The sequence below is a fragment of the Paenibacillus sp. FSL H7-0918 genome, assembly GCF_038007025.1.
GTDB lineage: Bacteria > Bacillota > Bacilli > Paenibacillales > Paenibacillaceae > Paenibacillus_AQ > Paenibacillus_AQ odorifer.
Window position 1 is genome coordinate 103,287 of the sequence record NZ_JBBOWJ010000001.1, and the last position, 16,858, is coordinate 120,144.

General features: G+C 43.0%; 12 protein-coding genes. 3 read left to right on the top strand and 9 right to left on the bottom strand.

Features of this window, described 5'->3' with window-relative positions; translation table 11 throughout:
* Positions 1 to 9: 9 nt before the first annotated feature.
* The gene (gene rhaB / locus MHI15_RS00640; protein ID WP_076184474.1) at positions 10 to 1,476 is read right to left on the bottom strand and encodes a rhamnulokinase; all 1,467 of its coding nucleotides are present in this window, start codon (positions 1,474 to 1,476) and stop codon (positions 10 to 12) included.
* A 27-nt stretch (positions 1,477 to 1,503) separates the two neighbouring features.
* The gene (locus tag MHI15_RS00645) at positions 1,504 to 2,655 is read right to left on the bottom strand and encodes an iron-containing alcohol dehydrogenase (RefSeq protein ID WP_341164014.1); all 1,152 of its coding nucleotides are present in this window, start codon (positions 2,653 to 2,655) and stop codon (positions 1,504 to 1,506) included.
* 357 nt (positions 2,656 to 3,012) lie between these two features.
* On the opposite strand from MHI15_RS00645, the gene MHI15_RS00650 reads away from it, so the two are divergent.
* Positions 3,013 to 3,768: a DeoR/GlpR family DNA-binding transcription regulator gene (locus MHI15_RS00650; protein ID WP_038574551.1), complete on the top strand. Its 756-nt coding sequence runs from the start codon at positions 3,013 to 3,015 to the stop codon at positions 3,766 to 3,768.
* Positions 3,769 to 3,852: 84 nt separating this feature from the next.
* Here MHI15_RS00650 and MHI15_RS00655 read toward each other — a convergent pair whose 3' ends face one another.
* From MHI15_RS00655 to zwf, 3 genes are all read right to left on the bottom strand, one after another.
* Positions 3,853 to 4,494 carry a class I SAM-dependent methyltransferase gene (locus tag MHI15_RS00655; protein ID WP_076184476.1) on the bottom strand — a complete coding sequence of 214 codons (642 nt, stop codon included), beginning with the start codon at positions 4,492 to 4,494 and terminating at the stop codon, positions 3,853 to 3,855.
* Between the two features lie 183 nt (positions 4,495 to 4,677).
* Positions 4,678 to 5,571 carry a phosphogluconate dehydrogenase (NAD(+)-dependent, decarboxylating) gene (gnd, locus tag MHI15_RS00660; RefSeq protein ID WP_036688068.1) on the bottom strand — a complete coding sequence of 298 codons (894 nt, stop codon included), beginning with the start codon at positions 5,569 to 5,571 and terminating at the stop codon, positions 4,678 to 4,680.
* A gap of 71 nt (positions 5,572 to 5,642) precedes the next feature.
* The gene (gene zwf, locus MHI15_RS00665; RefSeq protein ID WP_076219345.1) at positions 5,643 to 7,178 is read right to left on the bottom strand and encodes a glucose-6-phosphate dehydrogenase; all 1,536 of its coding nucleotides are present in this window, start codon (positions 7,176 to 7,178) and stop codon (positions 5,643 to 5,645) included.
* A 2,778-nt stretch (positions 7,179 to 9,956) separates the two neighbouring features.
* Here zwf and MHI15_RS00670 point away from each other — a divergent pair.
* Complete coding sequence (locus MHI15_RS00670; RefSeq protein ID WP_076128272.1) at positions 9,957 to 10,844, top strand: fructose bisphosphate aldolase; 888 nt, start codon at positions 9,957 to 9,959, stop codon at positions 10,842 to 10,844.
* A 380-nt stretch (positions 10,845 to 11,224) separates the two neighbouring features.
* On the opposite strand, the gene MHI15_RS00675 is transcribed toward MHI15_RS00670, so the two are convergent.
* From MHI15_RS00675 to MHI15_RS00685, 3 genes are all read right to left on the bottom strand, one after another.
* Entirely contained in the window at positions 11,225 to 11,587 is a 363-nt protein-coding gene (locus MHI15_RS00675) for a DUF1304 domain-containing protein (protein ID WP_076128270.1), read from the bottom strand.
* A 163-nt stretch (positions 11,588 to 11,750) separates the two neighbouring features.
* Positions 11,751 to 12,584 (bottom strand): hypothetical protein, encoded by an 834-nt coding sequence (locus MHI15_RS00680; protein WP_139330181.1) that lies wholly within the window; start codon positions 12,582 to 12,584, stop codon positions 11,751 to 11,753.
* Positions 12,585 to 12,676: 92 nt separating this feature from the next.
* On the bottom strand, positions 12,677 to 14,260 hold the full coding sequence (locus MHI15_RS00685; RefSeq protein ID WP_341164015.1) for a glycoside hydrolase family 43 protein: 1,584 nt from the start codon (positions 14,258 to 14,260) through the stop codon (positions 12,677 to 12,679).
* A gap of 121 nt (positions 14,261 to 14,381) precedes the next feature.
* Here MHI15_RS00685 and MHI15_RS00690 point away from each other — a divergent pair, with 121 nt between their 5' ends.
* Positions 14,382 to 15,239, top strand: a complete 858-nt coding sequence (locus MHI15_RS00690) for an AraC family transcriptional regulator (protein ID WP_076128265.1) — start codon at positions 14,382 to 14,384, stop codon at positions 15,237 to 15,239.
* A 7-nt stretch (positions 15,240 to 15,246) separates the two neighbouring features.
* Here MHI15_RS00690 and MHI15_RS00695 read toward each other — a convergent pair whose 3' ends face one another.
* Positions 15,247 to 16,701 (bottom strand): glycosyl hydrolase family 28 protein, encoded by a 1,455-nt coding sequence (locus tag MHI15_RS00695; protein WP_339187362.1) that lies wholly within the window; start codon positions 16,699 to 16,701, stop codon positions 15,247 to 15,249.
* Positions 16,702 to 16,858: the final 157 nt, after the last annotated feature.

Below are 16,858 nucleotides of genomic sequence, written 5' to 3' on the forward strand. Positions count from 1 at the left end.
CTGTTTCGCTTAGATAAGCTCATTCACCTTGGACAGATGAAGGCTTCTCCAGCGATTTAGAATGTTATTAAAATGCTTGATCGGCTGCGGAATGTATGATGTTATTTCAAAAGATTGTTCGATAATAGCTCTTGCCTCAGTTATGTCTGCAATGGAATCTGTGCTAATCATCTGCACTACTATATTTCCTAGAGCAGTCGCTTCCGTTGGTCCAGCCTTTACTTCCCTGCCGATAACGTCAGCGGTTAGTTGGCATAAAAGCCGATTGTTCGCCCCGCCGCCGACAATTTGCAATCCCTCGATCCGACGTTCTGTCAGCTCCTCCAACTCTTCCAAATAAGTTAGATAGGATAACGCCAAGCTGTCAAAAACACAACGTGCTAACTGTCCAGGTGTCTCCGGAACGGGCTGCTCACTCTCCATACAGGCACTGCGGATTTCTTCTATCATGTTCGATGGATTAAGAAACCTTGGTGCATTACAAGGGATCAGGCTGCGAAACCCCTCTTCTCCCTGTGCAAGCTCTGCAAGCTCCGCAAAACTATAGCAATTGTTCAGTAATCTGCGAACCTCTTGAATAAGCCATAAGCCCATTACATTTTTGAGGAATCTATAAGTTCCGTAGGCTCCCCACTCATTGGTGTAGTTAGCCTGCATGGCTTTTAGAGAATTTAGAGGCTCCGTTCTTTCTACACCGAGTAAAGACCAAGTTCCACTGCTGATATAAGCTGAGCCTTCTTGAAGTGGAGCACCTAGCACTGCTGAGGCTGTATCATGGGATGCCACACAGATCAGCTGGCATTCAGGCAGGTCATATTGTTGGATTAAAGCTTCGTCAAGAGGACCAACCACTACACCAGGCTCAGTTAATTTTGCAAATTGATCTTTCCTGATATTCAAAAATTCTAATAGGTCATCGTCAAAATCCCGGCTTTCCAGATTCAACAGCTGTGTTGTAGATGCAATCGTAACCTCGTTGATTTTACGGCCAGTCAGTCGGTAATATAGATAATCTGGTACAAGTAAAATCTGATCCGCTTGCGCTAGCTCTTCTTCTTTATGAACATATAACTGATTCAAGGTATTGATGGATAACTGCTGGATTCCTGTCTTTTCATAGACGGTTTGTGGTGAAAGCTGCTGTGCCACCTGATCCACAGCCAGATCCGTTCTGCGGTCCCGGTAGGCGTATACTTCCTGAACACGATTCCCGTCCGCATCTACCAGCACATAATCTACACCCCATGTATCAATACCGAGCGTACAGGTAGTAATTCCATCGGTTTTAGCCTTCCGAAGCCCGATCATAATCTGCTCTACTAAATAATCAATGTCCCAGAAACAGGAACCCTCTTGTTCGGTAAAGCTATTGCTAAAGCGATGAAGCTCTTCTAAGGAAAGAATACCTTCTTGCAATATTCCGCGCACCAGCCGCCCACTTGAGGCACCGATGTCAACGGCGATGTGATTATTCATAAACAATCTCCTATGATAAGGGGTGATTTATAATATTTTTTTGAACAGTGTAATAACTTCTTCTTTAGTAGGAATAAAAGGGTTCCCTGGTGCACAAGCATCCTTCATCGAATTTTCAGCCAAAAGATCAAGATCTACTTCTTCTACACCAAGCTCGGATAATTTGGCTGGAATCCCTACTTCTTTAGACAACGCCTTGATCGACTCAATTACGAAATCTGCGCATTGTTTATCCGTTTGGTTCTCTACATTAAGTCCAATCGCTTTAGCAATGGATCTGAATTTCTCAGGCACATATTTGGCATTTTCTTCTTCCACAAAAGGCAGCAGCATCGCGTTACATACGCCGTGCGGCAGATCATATACGCCGCCCAGCTGATGCGCCATCGCATGCACATAACCAAGCCCCGCATTATTGAAAGCCAATCCGCCAAGGAATATCGCGTATACCATCTGTTCACGCGCTTCGATATCATGGCCATTCTTCACAGTACGAGCCAGATTAGCAAAAATAAGCTCCACTGCGGCTAGTGCCGTAGCATCGGTTACCGGATATGCTCCCGGCGTCACCAGCGCTTCAATCGCATGAGTCAATGCATCCATACCCGTGGCCGCGGTAAGTGCAGCGGGTTTATCAACCATAAGCTCAGGATCGTTGACTGAAATCGTCGCAAGGCTGTTCTTATCTACCATAACCATCTTCACTTTGCGTTCTTCGTCTGTGATTACATAGTTAATGGTCACTTCAGCCGAAGTACCAGCAGTGGTATTCACGGTGACAATCGGCAGTGATTTATGCTTAGACTTGTGTACACCTTCATATTCTTTGATATGACCGCCATTTGTGGCAATGATACCAATGGCTTTGGCAGTATCCTGTGGTGATCCACCGCCAATGGAAATCAGATAATCACAATTCTGCGCTTTGAGATAATCAACGCCATCGTGGACATTTTTACAGGTCGGATTGGGTTTCACTTCATCATAGATGGCATATTCAATCTCCGCTTCGTCCAATACCGTCAGCAATTTACCAGCAATGCCACTTTTCATAAGGAATTTGTCCGTAACAACAAGCGCCTTTTTTAATTTAAGCTCTTGGATGTATGGACCAATCTCCTGCAAGCATCCCTTGCCCATAATATTGTTCGATGGAACATAATACACATGCGTGCTCATGCTTGACCAGCCTCCTAAAGTTAATTTATCAACACCAAAGTTTTACACACAACTCTGCAAGCTAGAGCGTAGTATTCCGGCTGCAGCGCCTCAGGCTGGCCTCTAAATCGCAACTGGGCCGGCTCTGGTATCTTTCAAATCTAATTACCACTACAGGACTTCTTTTCTCCTTCATCGTATGCCCGCAAATCTTTGTTGTCAACATTTTAAATATTATTTATGTTGTTTTTATTTGTTTTATATCCGTTTTGTGAATATTATTGGAAAACAAACATGATTTTACGTTGATTTTATTGCAAAACACAGATATTTGGAGCTATGATTAAGGAATATACAGATTTCGGAAAGGTGATCCCTATGCTTGCAGCTGAAAGACGCAAAAAAATAATAGATCTTGTTCATCAGGATAAACGAGTATTAGTCTCTGATCTAAGCCGGATGTTTGAAGTTACAGAAGAGACGATACGCAGAGACTTGGAGAAGCTGGAGAAGGATGGAATTCTAAGCCGAACCTATGGCGGGGCCATGCTGAATCGTCACACGAACGAGGATTTGCCTTTTGTTACACGCAATGCGCTGAATACAGATATCAAACGGGGAATCGCCCTTAAGGCGCTAGATTTAATCAATGATGGAGATACGTTAATGGTGGATCCTAGCTCCACAGCCTTTGAGTTTCTAAAACTGCTTGGCAATAAAAACAATCTGACCATTATTACGAACTCGATTAATATTTTGCATGAGTTCTCGAATTCTGGGATGGATATCATCTCTACCGGAGGTTCTTTACGTTACCGATCCATGTCACTCGTGGGTCCTGTAGCACATGACACCATTCAAAGATACAATGTGGACACTGCGGTTATCAGTTGTAAAGGAATAGATATGGAGCGAGGCATCACAGATTCTAATGAACCGGAGTGTGAGCTCAAGAAATATATGCTACGTCAAGCTAACAAGGTCATACTCCTGGCCGATCACACCAAATTCGATAAGACCGCCTTTACAAAGCTGATCGAGCTTGGCCAAATCGACTTTTTGATCACAGACCGCCAGCCTTCTGAGGTTTGGTTGAAGCGCCTGAACAAAGAGAATATTGAGATTCTCTATTAATCGGGCTCAAACGCCTTCGCAGCCCATTTAAAAATGCCGTTCCCCAATGAGTAATGGGTGACGGCATTTGTTATATAAAGATGATTATCTTTTTGTATAAACCTGAGAGATTGGGATTACGTTGACTGTTGATTTGGGATTTTCGCGTTGCACTTGCGTTGTAGTTTTTTTCCTGCAAATATATACAAGCGCTGGTGGAAAATTCAGCAGCACCCACTTCGTGTGTAGGATCTCAAAATGCTGGCTCAACTCTGTTTTCATCCGCGGAAAATATTCATAGGTTATAAACCACCCTCCTTCTTTTAAAGAAGAAATGATCTGTTCCATAAACCTAGTGCGGTCTGGCTTCGAGAAATTCATCAAAGACAAACTACTCACGATACAATCCAGCTTCTCCAGACTGCTGTTATGAAGCGCAAGACGCAGCCGGAGACAATCGTTGTTGCAGAAACATCCGGGGAATTCCTCTCTTAATTGACTGCGAAAATCAGGATCTATTTCAAATAGAAGAACATTCATACCGGTCTTTTCTCCACGCGGAATAAACCTTGTGATTGCACCAGTCCCCGCACCCAACTCAGCCATAGAATGCACTTGGTTCCAAGGCACTGGATCAAGTAACGTCTGGGCCAGCCAATGTGAACTGGGAGTCACACTACCATATTGTCGGGGCGCATGCAGAAATTTATTTAGAAAATGAAGTCGCTCACGAATTCCACTTTGCATGAAATCTCCCCCTTGCTTCCTAACTTACCCTTCTACCCCTAAAATATGTAAACTGTATTAAATTCGTACTCCATCTATACTTCCCATTATCTATTCCCCTTAAAATAAAAAGCCCAAATTTCTCCGCAACATAAATTGCGGGAAATTCGAGCTTGTAAACACTCAATTCAGAGTCGGCCAATCTTATTTAGTTTCCACAGCGTGTCCGCCGAATTCGTTACGCAGTGCAGCAACTACTTTGCCAGTGAATGTGTCGGTCTCAAGGGAACGGTAACGCATCAATAACGCCATTGCAATAACTGGAGTCGCCGCTTGTAAATCAAAGGCGGTTTCAAGCGTCCATCTGCCTTCACCAGACGAATGCATAATGCCCTTAATCTCATCTAGTTTAGCGTCCTTCGAGAAGGCGCGTTCCACAAGTTCCATCAGCCACGAACGGATTACAGAGCCGTGATTCCACACCCGAGCTACTTCCTCAAAGTTGTAGTCAAATTCACTCTTTTCAAGAACCTCAAAACCTTCACCGATAGCAGCCATCATGCCGTATTCGATACCGTTATGCACCATTTTTAGAAAATGGCCGCTACCTGCTTTACCAGCATATAAAAAGCCGCTTTCTACAGCTGTATCACGGAAAATAGGCTCCACAACTTCCCAAGCTTCGGGATCTCCGCCAACCATGTAACAAGCGCCATTACGCGCCCCTTCCATACCGCCAGAGGTACCTGCATCCATAAAGTGAATTCCGTGCTCCTTCAATTCCTCATACCGACGAATCGATTCCTTATAATGCGAGTTTCCTGCTTCAATAACGATATCACCTTTAGACAACTGTGGAGTAAGTTCAGCGATTACAGAATCAACGACCTGATGCGGAACCATGATCCAAATGATTCTTGGTGTTTCCAATTGCTGTACCAATTCTGGAAGCGTTACTGCTCCACTAGCGCCTTTAGCTTTCATTTCTTCTACAGCAGGTGCATTCAGATCAAAAGCAACAACCTCATGTCCATGATCCAGCAAATTTTGACCCAAATTAAAACCCATTTTTCCTAACCCAACTAATCCTACTTTCATGTAAATTCCCTCCGATTTATAGATTCTTGTGATGTATTTTAGCTAAATTGGCAAAAAAAACAGGCAGGGGCTTATGCCCCTGGCCGTATAGATTCCTGCGCTGCTGCAACTTCTGCTTGAGCGTCGAGAAGATCTGACTCCTGATCTGTATCATCAAACCACCAGCGGTCTTCACCCAAAAGCTCCATAGCCGCATCTGGACCATAAGAACCTGAAGCATAGGTATGAAGTGGCATTAGCCCCTCTTCCATAGCTTCCTGGATTGGTGTAACCCATTGCCATGACAGCTCGACTTCTTTCCAATGAGCGAAGAAAGTGGCGTCACCACGAAGTGCATCAAAGATCAGATTTTCGTAAGCTTCTGGTACGTCTGAAGTTCCGGCTTCATAAGTAGCGAGGACAGGTTCAAGTTTCCCTTTTTGCAACTGATCCTTCGTATTCAACTGAAGCGTAATGGCTTCATTCGGACCGATCTCGATGATGAGCAGATTTGGAACGTCAGTTCCTTTATTTTTGTTATTGTTATCATTAAACGGTTCTTTAAATTCTATAACAATTCTTGTTGATTTCTCTTTCATTCTCTTGCCGGTACGGATATAGAACGGAACTTCATTCCACAATGGATCATCTATAAACAAACGCGCTGCAATAAACGTCTCATTTTGTGAGGATTGGCTAATTCCTGGTTCATCTAAGTAGCCTGCAACAGATTTACCTTTAATTTCACCTTCAGCATATTGTCCGCGGACAACATATTGATTAACTTCGTCTTTACTTAGCGGAATGAGACGCTCCATGACATATCTTTTCTTGCCACGGATCTCTTCAGGTGTACTGCCTTTTGGAAGCTGCATCGCCATCATCATGAGCAATTGCAGCATATGGTTCTGGAACATATCACGAAGTGCCCCAGCTTTATCATAATAGCCTGCCCGTTCTTCAACGCCAACAATCTCACTCGCCGTAATTTGCACATTTGCGATATACCGATTTTTCCACAGTGCTCTAAGCACAGGATTTGAATATTTTAGAACTTCCAGATTCTGAACCATCGGTTTACCCAAGAAGTGGTCAATTCGGAAAATCTCCTCTTCAGTAAATACGGCATTCAAGCTGTCATTTAACTCTCTTGCTGTTTGCAAGTCTGTACCAAAAGGCTTTTCAATTATCAGACGCTTCCAGCCCTTCGTAGATCCCAGACCACTGGAGTGAATATTGGCGGCAATTTCCTTGAAAAACTCAGGACCCACCGATAAATAGAACATCCGATTCTCCGGAATGTTAAAAAATTGCTCACGACGTTTAACATGCTCCAGGAGCTTCAAATAATCCTCTGTATTACCTACATCTAGAACGCTATATTCAAAAGCTTCCAAGAAAACCTGCAACTGTGGAGATTCTACTGCCGGCTGTCTAGAAAATGTCTGCAAAGATTGCAGGACTTGCTTACGGAAAGCTTCAGTTGAAACTTCTCTTCTTCCTAATCCAATCACTGAGAGAGGACCTGAAATTTGACCATCTAAAAAGAGGTTATATAGTGCAGGATAGATTTTACGTTTTGCTAAATCTCCTGTAGCGCCAAAAAGCACAAATGTTGATGATTCCACTTTCATTCCTCCCGCTATTATATATTATTTATTAACTTACTTTTAATTACTAGCATACTCAGTAGAATCAATCATACGACTGATATTTTTATTCGTCAACCTCATTTCGACATTTACGAAAAGTTATTATTTTCACAAAGCTTCGAATTGGTAATTATGATTAATGTCACACCAATTATCTTATTGGATTATTCGTATTAATTTACTAGGAAATAATCCGAAAATAAGATAACAACCCGCTCCCAGCATGGCTTTTGGCGTTCTGACTTTACACACTCTGATTTAAAATTCTTCATCCAAAGCTGTTTACAACATAAACAAAATTCCCAGTCGCTTAAATAAGCTCATCCTTCCCCTGTGTTTCAAACTAACTTTAAGTAATAGAGTGGTTTGGTCTCGCGCGCCTTGATGAAGACTATGCGATTTGATTCCAAGTTTGGGAATTAAGCATAAAAAGTGACTGCTTCGAGGAATATTACTTGAGAATACTTCGAAGGAATTTTCCCTGAGCACATTGGAGTGATTTGGAGTCTGTGAAGAGAACGATTGGGGATGAGATGACGTTTGCAAAGAGTACCATTGGGGATAGGTTAAGGTTGCTAAGAGTACCCTGTGAATGTCTTGAGTTTGCTAGGTGAACCATTGGGAATGTCCTGAAGTTTGCTAGGTGAACCGTGTGGATGTCTTGAAGTTTGCTAAGTGTGCGCTTTGGGGGATCACTTTAAAGTTCGCATAGAGCGTCTTTAGATCCAGTTTGGAGTAACATTTATGTTTACCCGCATCTCCGGCTGCGGCGAGATCAGACCTTGGAGACCTTAGACGTCGATTCGTTCTCGTCTGCCGTGGCTTTATGTTCACACTAACTATGGGTTCGGACTCAGGAGACACTATTTCACAGATTTTGGTCATTTCGCCATGCTATCGGACTCAGATGCAACTATTCGACCCAATGTACTCCTCTTTGGAGCAAATACTTGGTAATAAGAGCTATGCAGTCCGATACTTCTGAAAAATGCTCCAAAAACACTAAATAGCTGCAATACAGTCCGAACGATGATGTAGTATCTTCAAACTTGGCTAGTCCGGACTCAGGTGACATTCTACTTCGATACTTACTCGTCTGCGGAGGCTACGAGTCCTCGCCATCGACGGTCCGGACTCAGGAGACGCTATTTCACAGATTTTGGTCATTTCGCCATGCTATCGGGCCCAGATGCAGCTATTAAACCAAATTCACTCCTCTTTGGAGCAAAAACTTGGCAATAAGAGCTATGCGGTCCGATACTTCTGAATAATGCTCCAAAAACTCTAAATAGCTGCAATACAGTCCGAACGATGATGTAGTATCGTCAATCTTGGCTAGTCCGGACTCAGGAGACCTTACAAGTAACTTCACAATCGTCTGACAAGACTGGATGTCCACACTAACTATGGGTCCGGACTCAGGAGATGCTATTTCGCAGATTTAGCCCATTTCGCCATGCTATCGGACCCAGATGCAGCTATTAAACCTAATTCGTTCTTCTCTGGAGCAAAAACTTGGCTATAAGAGCTATGCAGTCCGATAATTCTGAAAAATGCTCCAAAAACACTAAATAGCTGCAATACAGTCCGAACGATGATGTAGTATCTTCAAACTTGGCTAGTCCGGACTCAGATGACCTCAGACGTCAATTCGTTCTCGTCAGTTGAGGCTACATGTTTTCACTAACTATGGGTTTGGTCTCAGGTGACGCTATACGTCGATTCTTACTCGTCTGCGGTGGCTACACGTCCTCGCCATCGACGGTCCGGACTCAGGAGACGCTATTTCACAGATTTTGGTCATTTCGCCATGCTATCGGACCCAGATGCAGCTATTAAACCTAATTCGCTCCTCTCTGGAGCAAAAACTTGGCTATAAGAGCTATGCAGTCCGATACTTCTGAAAAATGCTCCTAAAACACCAAATAGCTGCAATACAGTCCGAACGGTAATGTAGTATCTTCAATCTTGCTAGTCCGGACTCAGATGACCTCAGACGTCAATTCGTTCTCGTCAGTTGAGGCTACATGTTTTCACTAACTATGGGTTTGGTCTCAGGTGACGCTATACGTCGATTCTTACTCGTCTGCGGAGGCTACATGTTCTTGCCATCGATGCTCCGGACTCAGGAGATGCTATTTCACAGATTTTGGTCATTTCGCCATGCTATCGGACCCAGATGCAGCTATTGAACCAAATCCACCCCTCTTTGGAGCAAATACTTGGTAATAAGAGCTATGCGGTCCGATACTTCTGAATAATGCTCCAAAAACACCAAATAGCTGCAATACAGTCCGAACGATGCTGTAGTATCATCAATCTTGGCTAGTCCGGACTCAGCTGACCTTAAACGTCGATTCTTACTCGTCTGCGGACGCTGCAAGTCCTCGCCATCGATAGTCCGGACTCAGGAGACGCTATTTCGCAGATTTAGCCCATTTCGCCATGCTATTGGACTCAGATGCAGCTACTCGACCAAAAAGTGACCTCAAACGTCGATTCGTTCTCGTATGCTAAGATTGCAAGTCTTCACCATCTAGGGATCGGACTCAGGAGACCTTACACGTAGATACCTCGTCATCCCCATGGATCAATTAGATCCGGAAGTCCTTATAACGCAGATTCAAACCACCTCACAATAGACTAGTTACCAGCCAAGTTTACAATGCCATTTGTTTAGAGCCGGTACATTAAGTGTTATAGTTAATGAACATAAGATTTTTCATTCAGTTCACGAAAGGAAGGAGTATTTTCATGAATATGGAGCAATGGGAAAGAATTCGGACGGGACAGGGATTTATAGCTGCCTTGGATCAAAGTGGTGGCAGTACACCAAAAGCGCTGCTGCAATATGGTGTTGCAGAGGACAGTTACTCTAATGAAGATCAAATGTATGGGTTGGTTCACGAGATGAGAACGCGCATTATCAAGAGCCCTGCATTTGATTCAATGCATATACTGGGTGCAATCTTATTTGAGAACACAATGGATCGTTCCATAGACGGGCAATATACTGCCGATTTTCTATGGGAGAAAAAAGGGATTGTGCCTTTCCTGAAAATCGATAAAGGTCTTGCCGACCCTGAAGACGGAGTACAACTAATGAAGCCTATTCCCGGCTTGAGTGATCTTCTGAAGCGGGCCAACGAACGTAACATCTTTGGTACAAAAATGCGCTCGGTGATTAAAGAGGCTAATCCTTCCGGTATCAAAAAGGTGGTTGAACAGCAGTTTGAAATCGGTAAGCAGATTTTAGCAGCGGGACTCGTACCTATTATCGAACCGGAAGTTGATATCCACAGTGCTGATAAAACGGCTTCAGAGAAGCTGCTAAAAGAAGAACTATCGGCCCAATTGTCTACGCTGGGCAAAGACGTGAAGGTCATGCTTAAGCTCTCCATCCCAACGGAGAATAATTTCTACCGTGAATTAATGGAGAATCCTCATGTTTTGCGAATTGTCGCTTTGTCCGGCGGTTACACACAAGCGGAGGCCAACGATAAGCTCGCCCATAACCAAGGGCTGATCGCCAGCTTCTCACGTGCGTTATCACAGGGACTAAGCGCTGTGCAGTCAGAAGAAGAGTTTAACGCGCTCCTCTCCAAATCTGTAGAAGCGATTTATGCAGCCTCTATTAAATAAGATCCTGATTTAAACCAGACACATAAAAAGAGCTGTTTCCCTGACAGGTGTTCCCTGCTGGGTAGCAGCTCTTTTTTTATGATGAGAATTTACTTTAAAAGTCTAGAACTTTCAGATTAAACGCCATTTCATCTACTCATTCAGCCCACACAAGCATGCAATGGGTTTGTTAAAGTCCCTTACATCTTATCTAAGGACCACACCTGTACCTAAAACACATTAATCAACCAATTCTCTGTTGTTTCTTGGTACACCATCCATAATTCCTGTTTTTAATCCAGCGCATTTCATTACCCAATAATTTCTTGATCTTACGCAAAAAAGGCTTCCACCACGCAAGTACGCGAGGTAGAAACCTAATCGATTACTTCTATGTTATCTTAAATCGAAACCACGAGGATTAATGCAATTAAAGCTGGCAGTCCTTGCATAAATAAAATAGACTTTTTCACCGTCAGTCCGCCATATAACGCTGCCACTATAACAGTTGATAAGAAGAAGATTTCAATTTGATGACCGAAATTTACATTCGGATGAACCAATCCCCAAATTAAACCTGCCGCCAAAAATCCATTGTATAACCCTTGGTTCGCTGCCAGTGTTTTAGAAGCATCCGCAACTTCCTGTGTCATTCCAAAGACTCGAAGCCCTTTTGGCTTTGACCAAGCGAACATTTCTAAATAAACAATATAGATATGTATTAACGCAACAACACCGACCATAATATTAGCTACCCATACCATCAAAATAACCACCTTATTTTAATTTGTGTACAATTTAATTGTATCACATTAAAACTCAAAAGTGTATACAAAATCCCATAAACAATTCGACACTAAAAAAAGAATAGCCATAATCTTCAAAAAAAAGACTATCGCTATTACATACGTAATGTTTTATGAAATTCTAAAATACTTTTGCAGCAATATAAACGGTTACGCTATTGTAAAAACCATAAAGAGAACCATTGCTCCAGACGAAATTGCTAGGATCTGAAATTCCCGTATTTTGAGACGCTTGATGTCCATGTTTCTCTGACCATAGACCTGAGCTATTTTGAAGCATGAAGTGGTAATCTACGTTATCCTCAGGAATATCGACTTTACCATTACCATTTGAGTCGATCCATCCCACTCTTAGTGCAATTCGATGTTCATCGGAATTAATCGCTGCAGTTCGGCCCGGAAGTATCCGCCAACCCGGTTTAAAGTATAAAGGATTCGTATTGCCATCTTGAACCACAAGACCAGCAGTATAATACACGTTAGTAAAATAGGCAGGATCTCTGACATTTGAGACCCCGTCTCCATCACCAGGGTTGATTGCCCCTGGAAATCTTAAGGCATAACCATAACAGTTAATCCCATAACTATTTTCGGCTGTATACGGCCACGCATGACCATAAGCGGAAGCTAGAGTTGCTTGCGGAGAATCAGGTTCAAAAGTAGGTGTTATTAGCTCCGGTGCTAACAATTCATTATTAATAAGATTGTCATCTGCCGGGGGTACAAAGCTTGATGACTCTTTGAGTTCTCCAACTGTAGTAACATTTCCTTGTGTGTCCACAATAATCGTATCGTCGCCCTTCCATTCTCCAACCCAAACCTTTTCCGGTCCAGAAGTTTGGACTTCTTTCAAATTACTGACGTCGACGTCGATAGGTGCGGCCATTGCAGCAGAGGACAGGGCCAGATTCAGTAAGAGCGTGCAGGTTATTGCGGCTTTATAAGTCTTTTTCAAAATCATAAACATCCCTTTCTATGTAAGATAAGTAAAAATTAACATTTTATCCTAAAATAGACTATGAAGAATGTTATGGTTTTTCCGAACCCCTATAAAGCTTTATATTCAAAATAGTCAAAATAAGCCGGCTTCGCTTGCTGATCCAAATCCTGAGCACATACCCCGACATAGGAACCGGTAAAGCCAAGCTTGCCGCCATATTCATCCGAAAGCGTACCAAAATCTAAGGGAGTACAGACAGCTGTCCAATTCACCCCGTCTGATGAAGCATAAAACAACAGATCACGTCCATGAATTTCCGCCTTTAGATAATAACGATCCCAATCTTTCACAGATAGCTGCATAGAGGAAATCTCATCGTATTTGCCACCTCTACACAGCACAACGCCCAAACTAGTTCCACGAATCTCATCTGCGGTAACACGCAAATAATAGTAATCACTGTCATCATAATAGAGGACTAACCCAGCCATTTGCAGGAAGCTATCCGGCTCGAATTCCAGACAGGTTGTAGCTGAGCATTCAAAATGTTGAATCGGCCGGGCAATTAAGCTCTGATCATGCAGTGAAGCTAATGACTCTCTGCCGCGCAGACGAAGAAAACCCGGACGTTCCTTCAAGCTAACCCAAGATTCATCAAAAGGCACACGCAAGCTTTGGTATGGAAATCCAAGAACCTCTCCATCAAATTCATCTCTGTTTGGCAGCTCCTCAAAAGTGAATATCGGCAGTTCAGGAGCCACGGTCTCCAATGCAGGCAGCTTCCCTCCGTGGGCCAATCGCAACCAGCCATCCTCTGTCCATTCACAACGTTGAATCGCAGTTTCCCGGCCTAACGGATTCATCGTTGACGTTCCCGGAATCGGGCGTGTGCATAAATGCGCCATGTACCAGTCCCCATTCTGAGTCTCTACGAGCGATCCGTGCCCTGCTTGCTGAAACGGGTAGGTCAGATCATGTGCCGTGGTCATAATCGGGAAATCCGGATCAGTCTCATAAGGACCTGTGAGGCTTCGGCTTCTAGCTAAGGTGACCATATGGTTGATGCCGGTGCCCCCTTCTGCTGTCAGTAAATAATAGTACCCATCCTTCTGGTACAATTGCGGACCTTCGGTCACTCCGATAGGTGTCCCTTTATAAATTTCATGGATAGGTCCCGCTAATTTGCCAGTCTCCGGGTCATATTGCTGCATAACGATGCCAGAGAAGTTATTGTGATTTTTACGGAAATCCCAACGCATATTAAGCAGCCATTTGGTCCCTTCCAGATCATGGAACAAAAATGGATCAAATCCGCTGCCATTAAGTCTAACCGGCTCACTCCACGGGCCCATGATATCCGTCGCTGTAATTAAATAATTATGCAGATCTTTATATACACTTTTGCGAGATTTCACATCTGTAAATAGCAGATAAAATACGCCTTGATCATAAGAAAGCGCTGGTGCCCAAATGGAACCAGAGCTTACGTTACCACGCAGATCTACTTGTGAGGCTTCTGTCAGCACACGTGAAATGGAATGCCAATGAACTAGATCCTTGGAATGATGGATTTCTACACCGGGAAACCATTCAAAAGTAGAGGTTGCGATATAATAATCATCCCCTACTCTAATAAAAGACGGATCTGGATGAAAACCTGCCAACACCGGATTAACAATTTTTTGCGTCATAATGTTACCCTCCACTACCGGATTTTTCATAGTTTAACGTATTTATTGTATCGCTTTCATAACGATTAAAGTTATAATGAGATATAAGAAAATGTTTGTATTTTGTCATCTTGGAGGGCCTATGAAGCAGCTGTTCGAACCTGTTGTTTTTGAAGAACATAAGACCTTGATTTGGGATTATAAAATATATACCGACGACTATTACAAAGGTTATTATCACTGGCATCAATGCTGTGAAGTCATGTTCGTGTATGGCGGACAGGGAAACGTTGTTGTGAATCAGCAGATGTACGATATCCGCAGGGGAATGTTATTCTTTTTCCAGCCCTATCAGCTGCACCGGATCTATTCTGAGGTTTCTCCCGAGTGTCCTTTTGAACGAACCATCTTCTACATTGATCCACATGTTGCTGAACACCTGCTGGAAGGTTTTGCGAAAAGAAAGGCTTTATTCACAGCGCTTTGGCAAGGGAAAAATACACATTGTGCCTTTGATCTTAAGGATCACGTTGAGTCTGTGGAGTGGATTCTGGAGCAATATAATCACAATAAAAAAGTCAGTCTGACTGAGGATACCGAAGACATTTCACTGTTAATTCTTCAATTATTGAGCAATATAGGAACTGAAGATCAGCATGTATTCCAATCCGGAGAACGGCGAACCTTGCGCTATTCTGAGAAAATCATGAGTTTTATCGAAGAGCATTATCATGAGGAGGTTAATCTGGATCAGTTAGCTGAGGAGATTCACTTGTCCAAATCCTATATCTCCAGAATCTTTCATCAGGAAACCGGAGGAAGGCTTGTTGATTATCTGACTGCCCGCCGGATCAAACAGGCCTGCCGCTTGTTAGGAACGACAGACCTGCCTGTGGAGCAAATCGGAATCACTGTTGGTTTTCCAAATGCCTCTTATTTCAATCAACTGTTCAAAAGAGTCCTAGGGACGACGCCATTAAAATATAGAAAAAGTAATTAGATCCAATCTACACAACCGTATTTTTTTCAGTAACGAAGAGTATATTTTTAGCAAAATGATTAATATCTATCAGCTCTGGGCGGGGGGCGTCCACCAGTTCACCATTGATCCTTAAATTGACAAAGGTCACATTTTCAACAGCTCTCTCTTCGTCATATCCATAAATTCGTGAAGGGTTGGCCGTCCCGCTATAGCTGATGTCGCGAAATGTAATGTTCCGGATGCTTGTCCCCGGCTCTGGATTGTAGTCCTTGTTATAGACCACCCGCACATCAATTAGCTGCCCCTGCTCAATACGCTCCACACGTATATTTTCATATAGAACATTACATACCTTATTTCGATCCCCGGCATTAATCGCCAGTGCCCCCCAATAGTTCTCTTGCGGTTCGTGATGATTCAAGATATCAAGATTTGCAAAAACAATAGACTCGATGGTGTCTCCGTTCCGTTCATGATCCCCATGTGTACCAATCATCAATGGATGAGCGACATCCGCCCACAGAATGGAATCACGAACGCTAATATTACGGGTATCCCCATAAAAATCCCATCTCGAGCCGTAAATAGCAATACAATCATCCGAATTACGCATAAAAACATCCTGGATCCTAACCTCGGAACTAGACATAATATCAATGCCATCAGACCACCCCCGAGTGCTAAACGATTTGAAATTATCAATCACAATCTGCTCAGACTGCCCGATGAAAATGCTGTAATGTGGCGGATCAATCACGGTAATACCTTCCACATTTATAGATCGTGAAAAAACAATTCGTATCCCTCGAAAGGCCGAGAATCGATGAAAATCCGCAAGATAAATTATACCGCGACCACGAATGGATACATCATGAACTCCCTCGCATACCAAGGAACCTACAAGCACTGAACCTCCGGCAAGATACACCGTGGTTTCCGAAGGGACCGGCAATACTGTTTCTTCTATATAATGTGTGCCTGGAGCGAAATAAAGCACCTTCCTTTTTTCACGAGGATCAGCAGCGGCATTATCCAGCAGCCGTAAAAGATCAGGTTTCCGGTGTATACCCGGTTGGACTACTAGAACATTAGCATCCTCTGGTTGAGGGGCATCCTTCTCCTTAGGGTTAGCAAATAAATGCAGATTTCGAAAAATATCACCGTTGATCTCAATCGATAACTTTTGCGGACCTGTTAGCTTAAACAAAATGGTATTTCCATGATATTCGTAAGAGATCCCTCGCGAAGCCGGAGCAATGTTCACACAATCAATCTCCGTATAAAGACAGGTGACTTCAACTTCTACTGTACCTTCCAGATCAAAATAAGCCATGGATGCAAGACGCACCTCATGCATATCTACCTTAACCTCGTAAATAAACAAGCTATGCCATTCTCCTTCAGGCTGCCGTACTCTAACCTTATAATCCTCACGTCCCGGGATATCTTTAGGTGCTTTATATACTTGTAAATCATCCACTTTACCATCCTCCTGTTCATTTCGATTGTATCGCTTCCAACACCGATAAAGTTTTAATGTGTTATGCAGAAATGTTTGTATTTTGTCAGTTTTAAATTATAAGCCAACTTCAACATGACAATAATCAAACATTTCCTTATATCAAAACACAACTTTC

Excerpts from the sequence above, each read along its gene's own strand:
- rhaB (WP_076184474.1), bottom strand. The coding sequence starts at position 1,476 with ATGAATAATCACATCGCCGTTGACATCGGTGCCTCAAGTGGGCGGCTG.
- MHI15_RS00645 (WP_341164014.1), bottom strand. The coding sequence starts at position 2,655 with ATGAGCACGCATGTGTATTATGTTCCATCGAACAATATTATGGGCAAG.
- MHI15_RS00650 (WP_038574551.1), top strand. The coding sequence starts at position 3,013 with ATGCTTGCAGCTGAAAGACGCAAAAAAATAATAGATCTTGTTCATCAG.
- MHI15_RS00655 (WP_076184476.1), bottom strand. The coding sequence starts at position 4,494 with ATGCAAAGTGGAATTCGTGAGCGACTTCATTTTCTAAATAAATTTCTG.
- gnd (WP_036688068.1), bottom strand. The coding sequence starts at position 5,571 with ATGAAAGTAGGATTAGTTGGGTTAGGAAAAATGGGTTTTAATTTGGGT.
- MHI15_RS00670 (WP_076128272.1), top strand. The coding sequence starts at position 9,957 with ATGAATATGGAGCAATGGGAAAGAATTCGGACGGGACAGGGATTTATA.
- MHI15_RS00675 (WP_076128270.1), bottom strand. The coding sequence starts at position 11,587 with ATGGTATGGGTAGCTAATATTATGGTCGGTGTTGTTGCGTTAATACAT.
- MHI15_RS00685 (WP_341164015.1), bottom strand. The coding sequence starts at position 14,260 with ATGACGCAAAAAATTGTTAATCCGGTGTTGGCAGGTTTTCATCCAGAT.
- MHI15_RS00690 (WP_076128265.1), top strand. The coding sequence starts at position 14,382 with ATGAAGCAGCTGTTCGAACCTGTTGTTTTTGAAGAACATAAGACCTTG.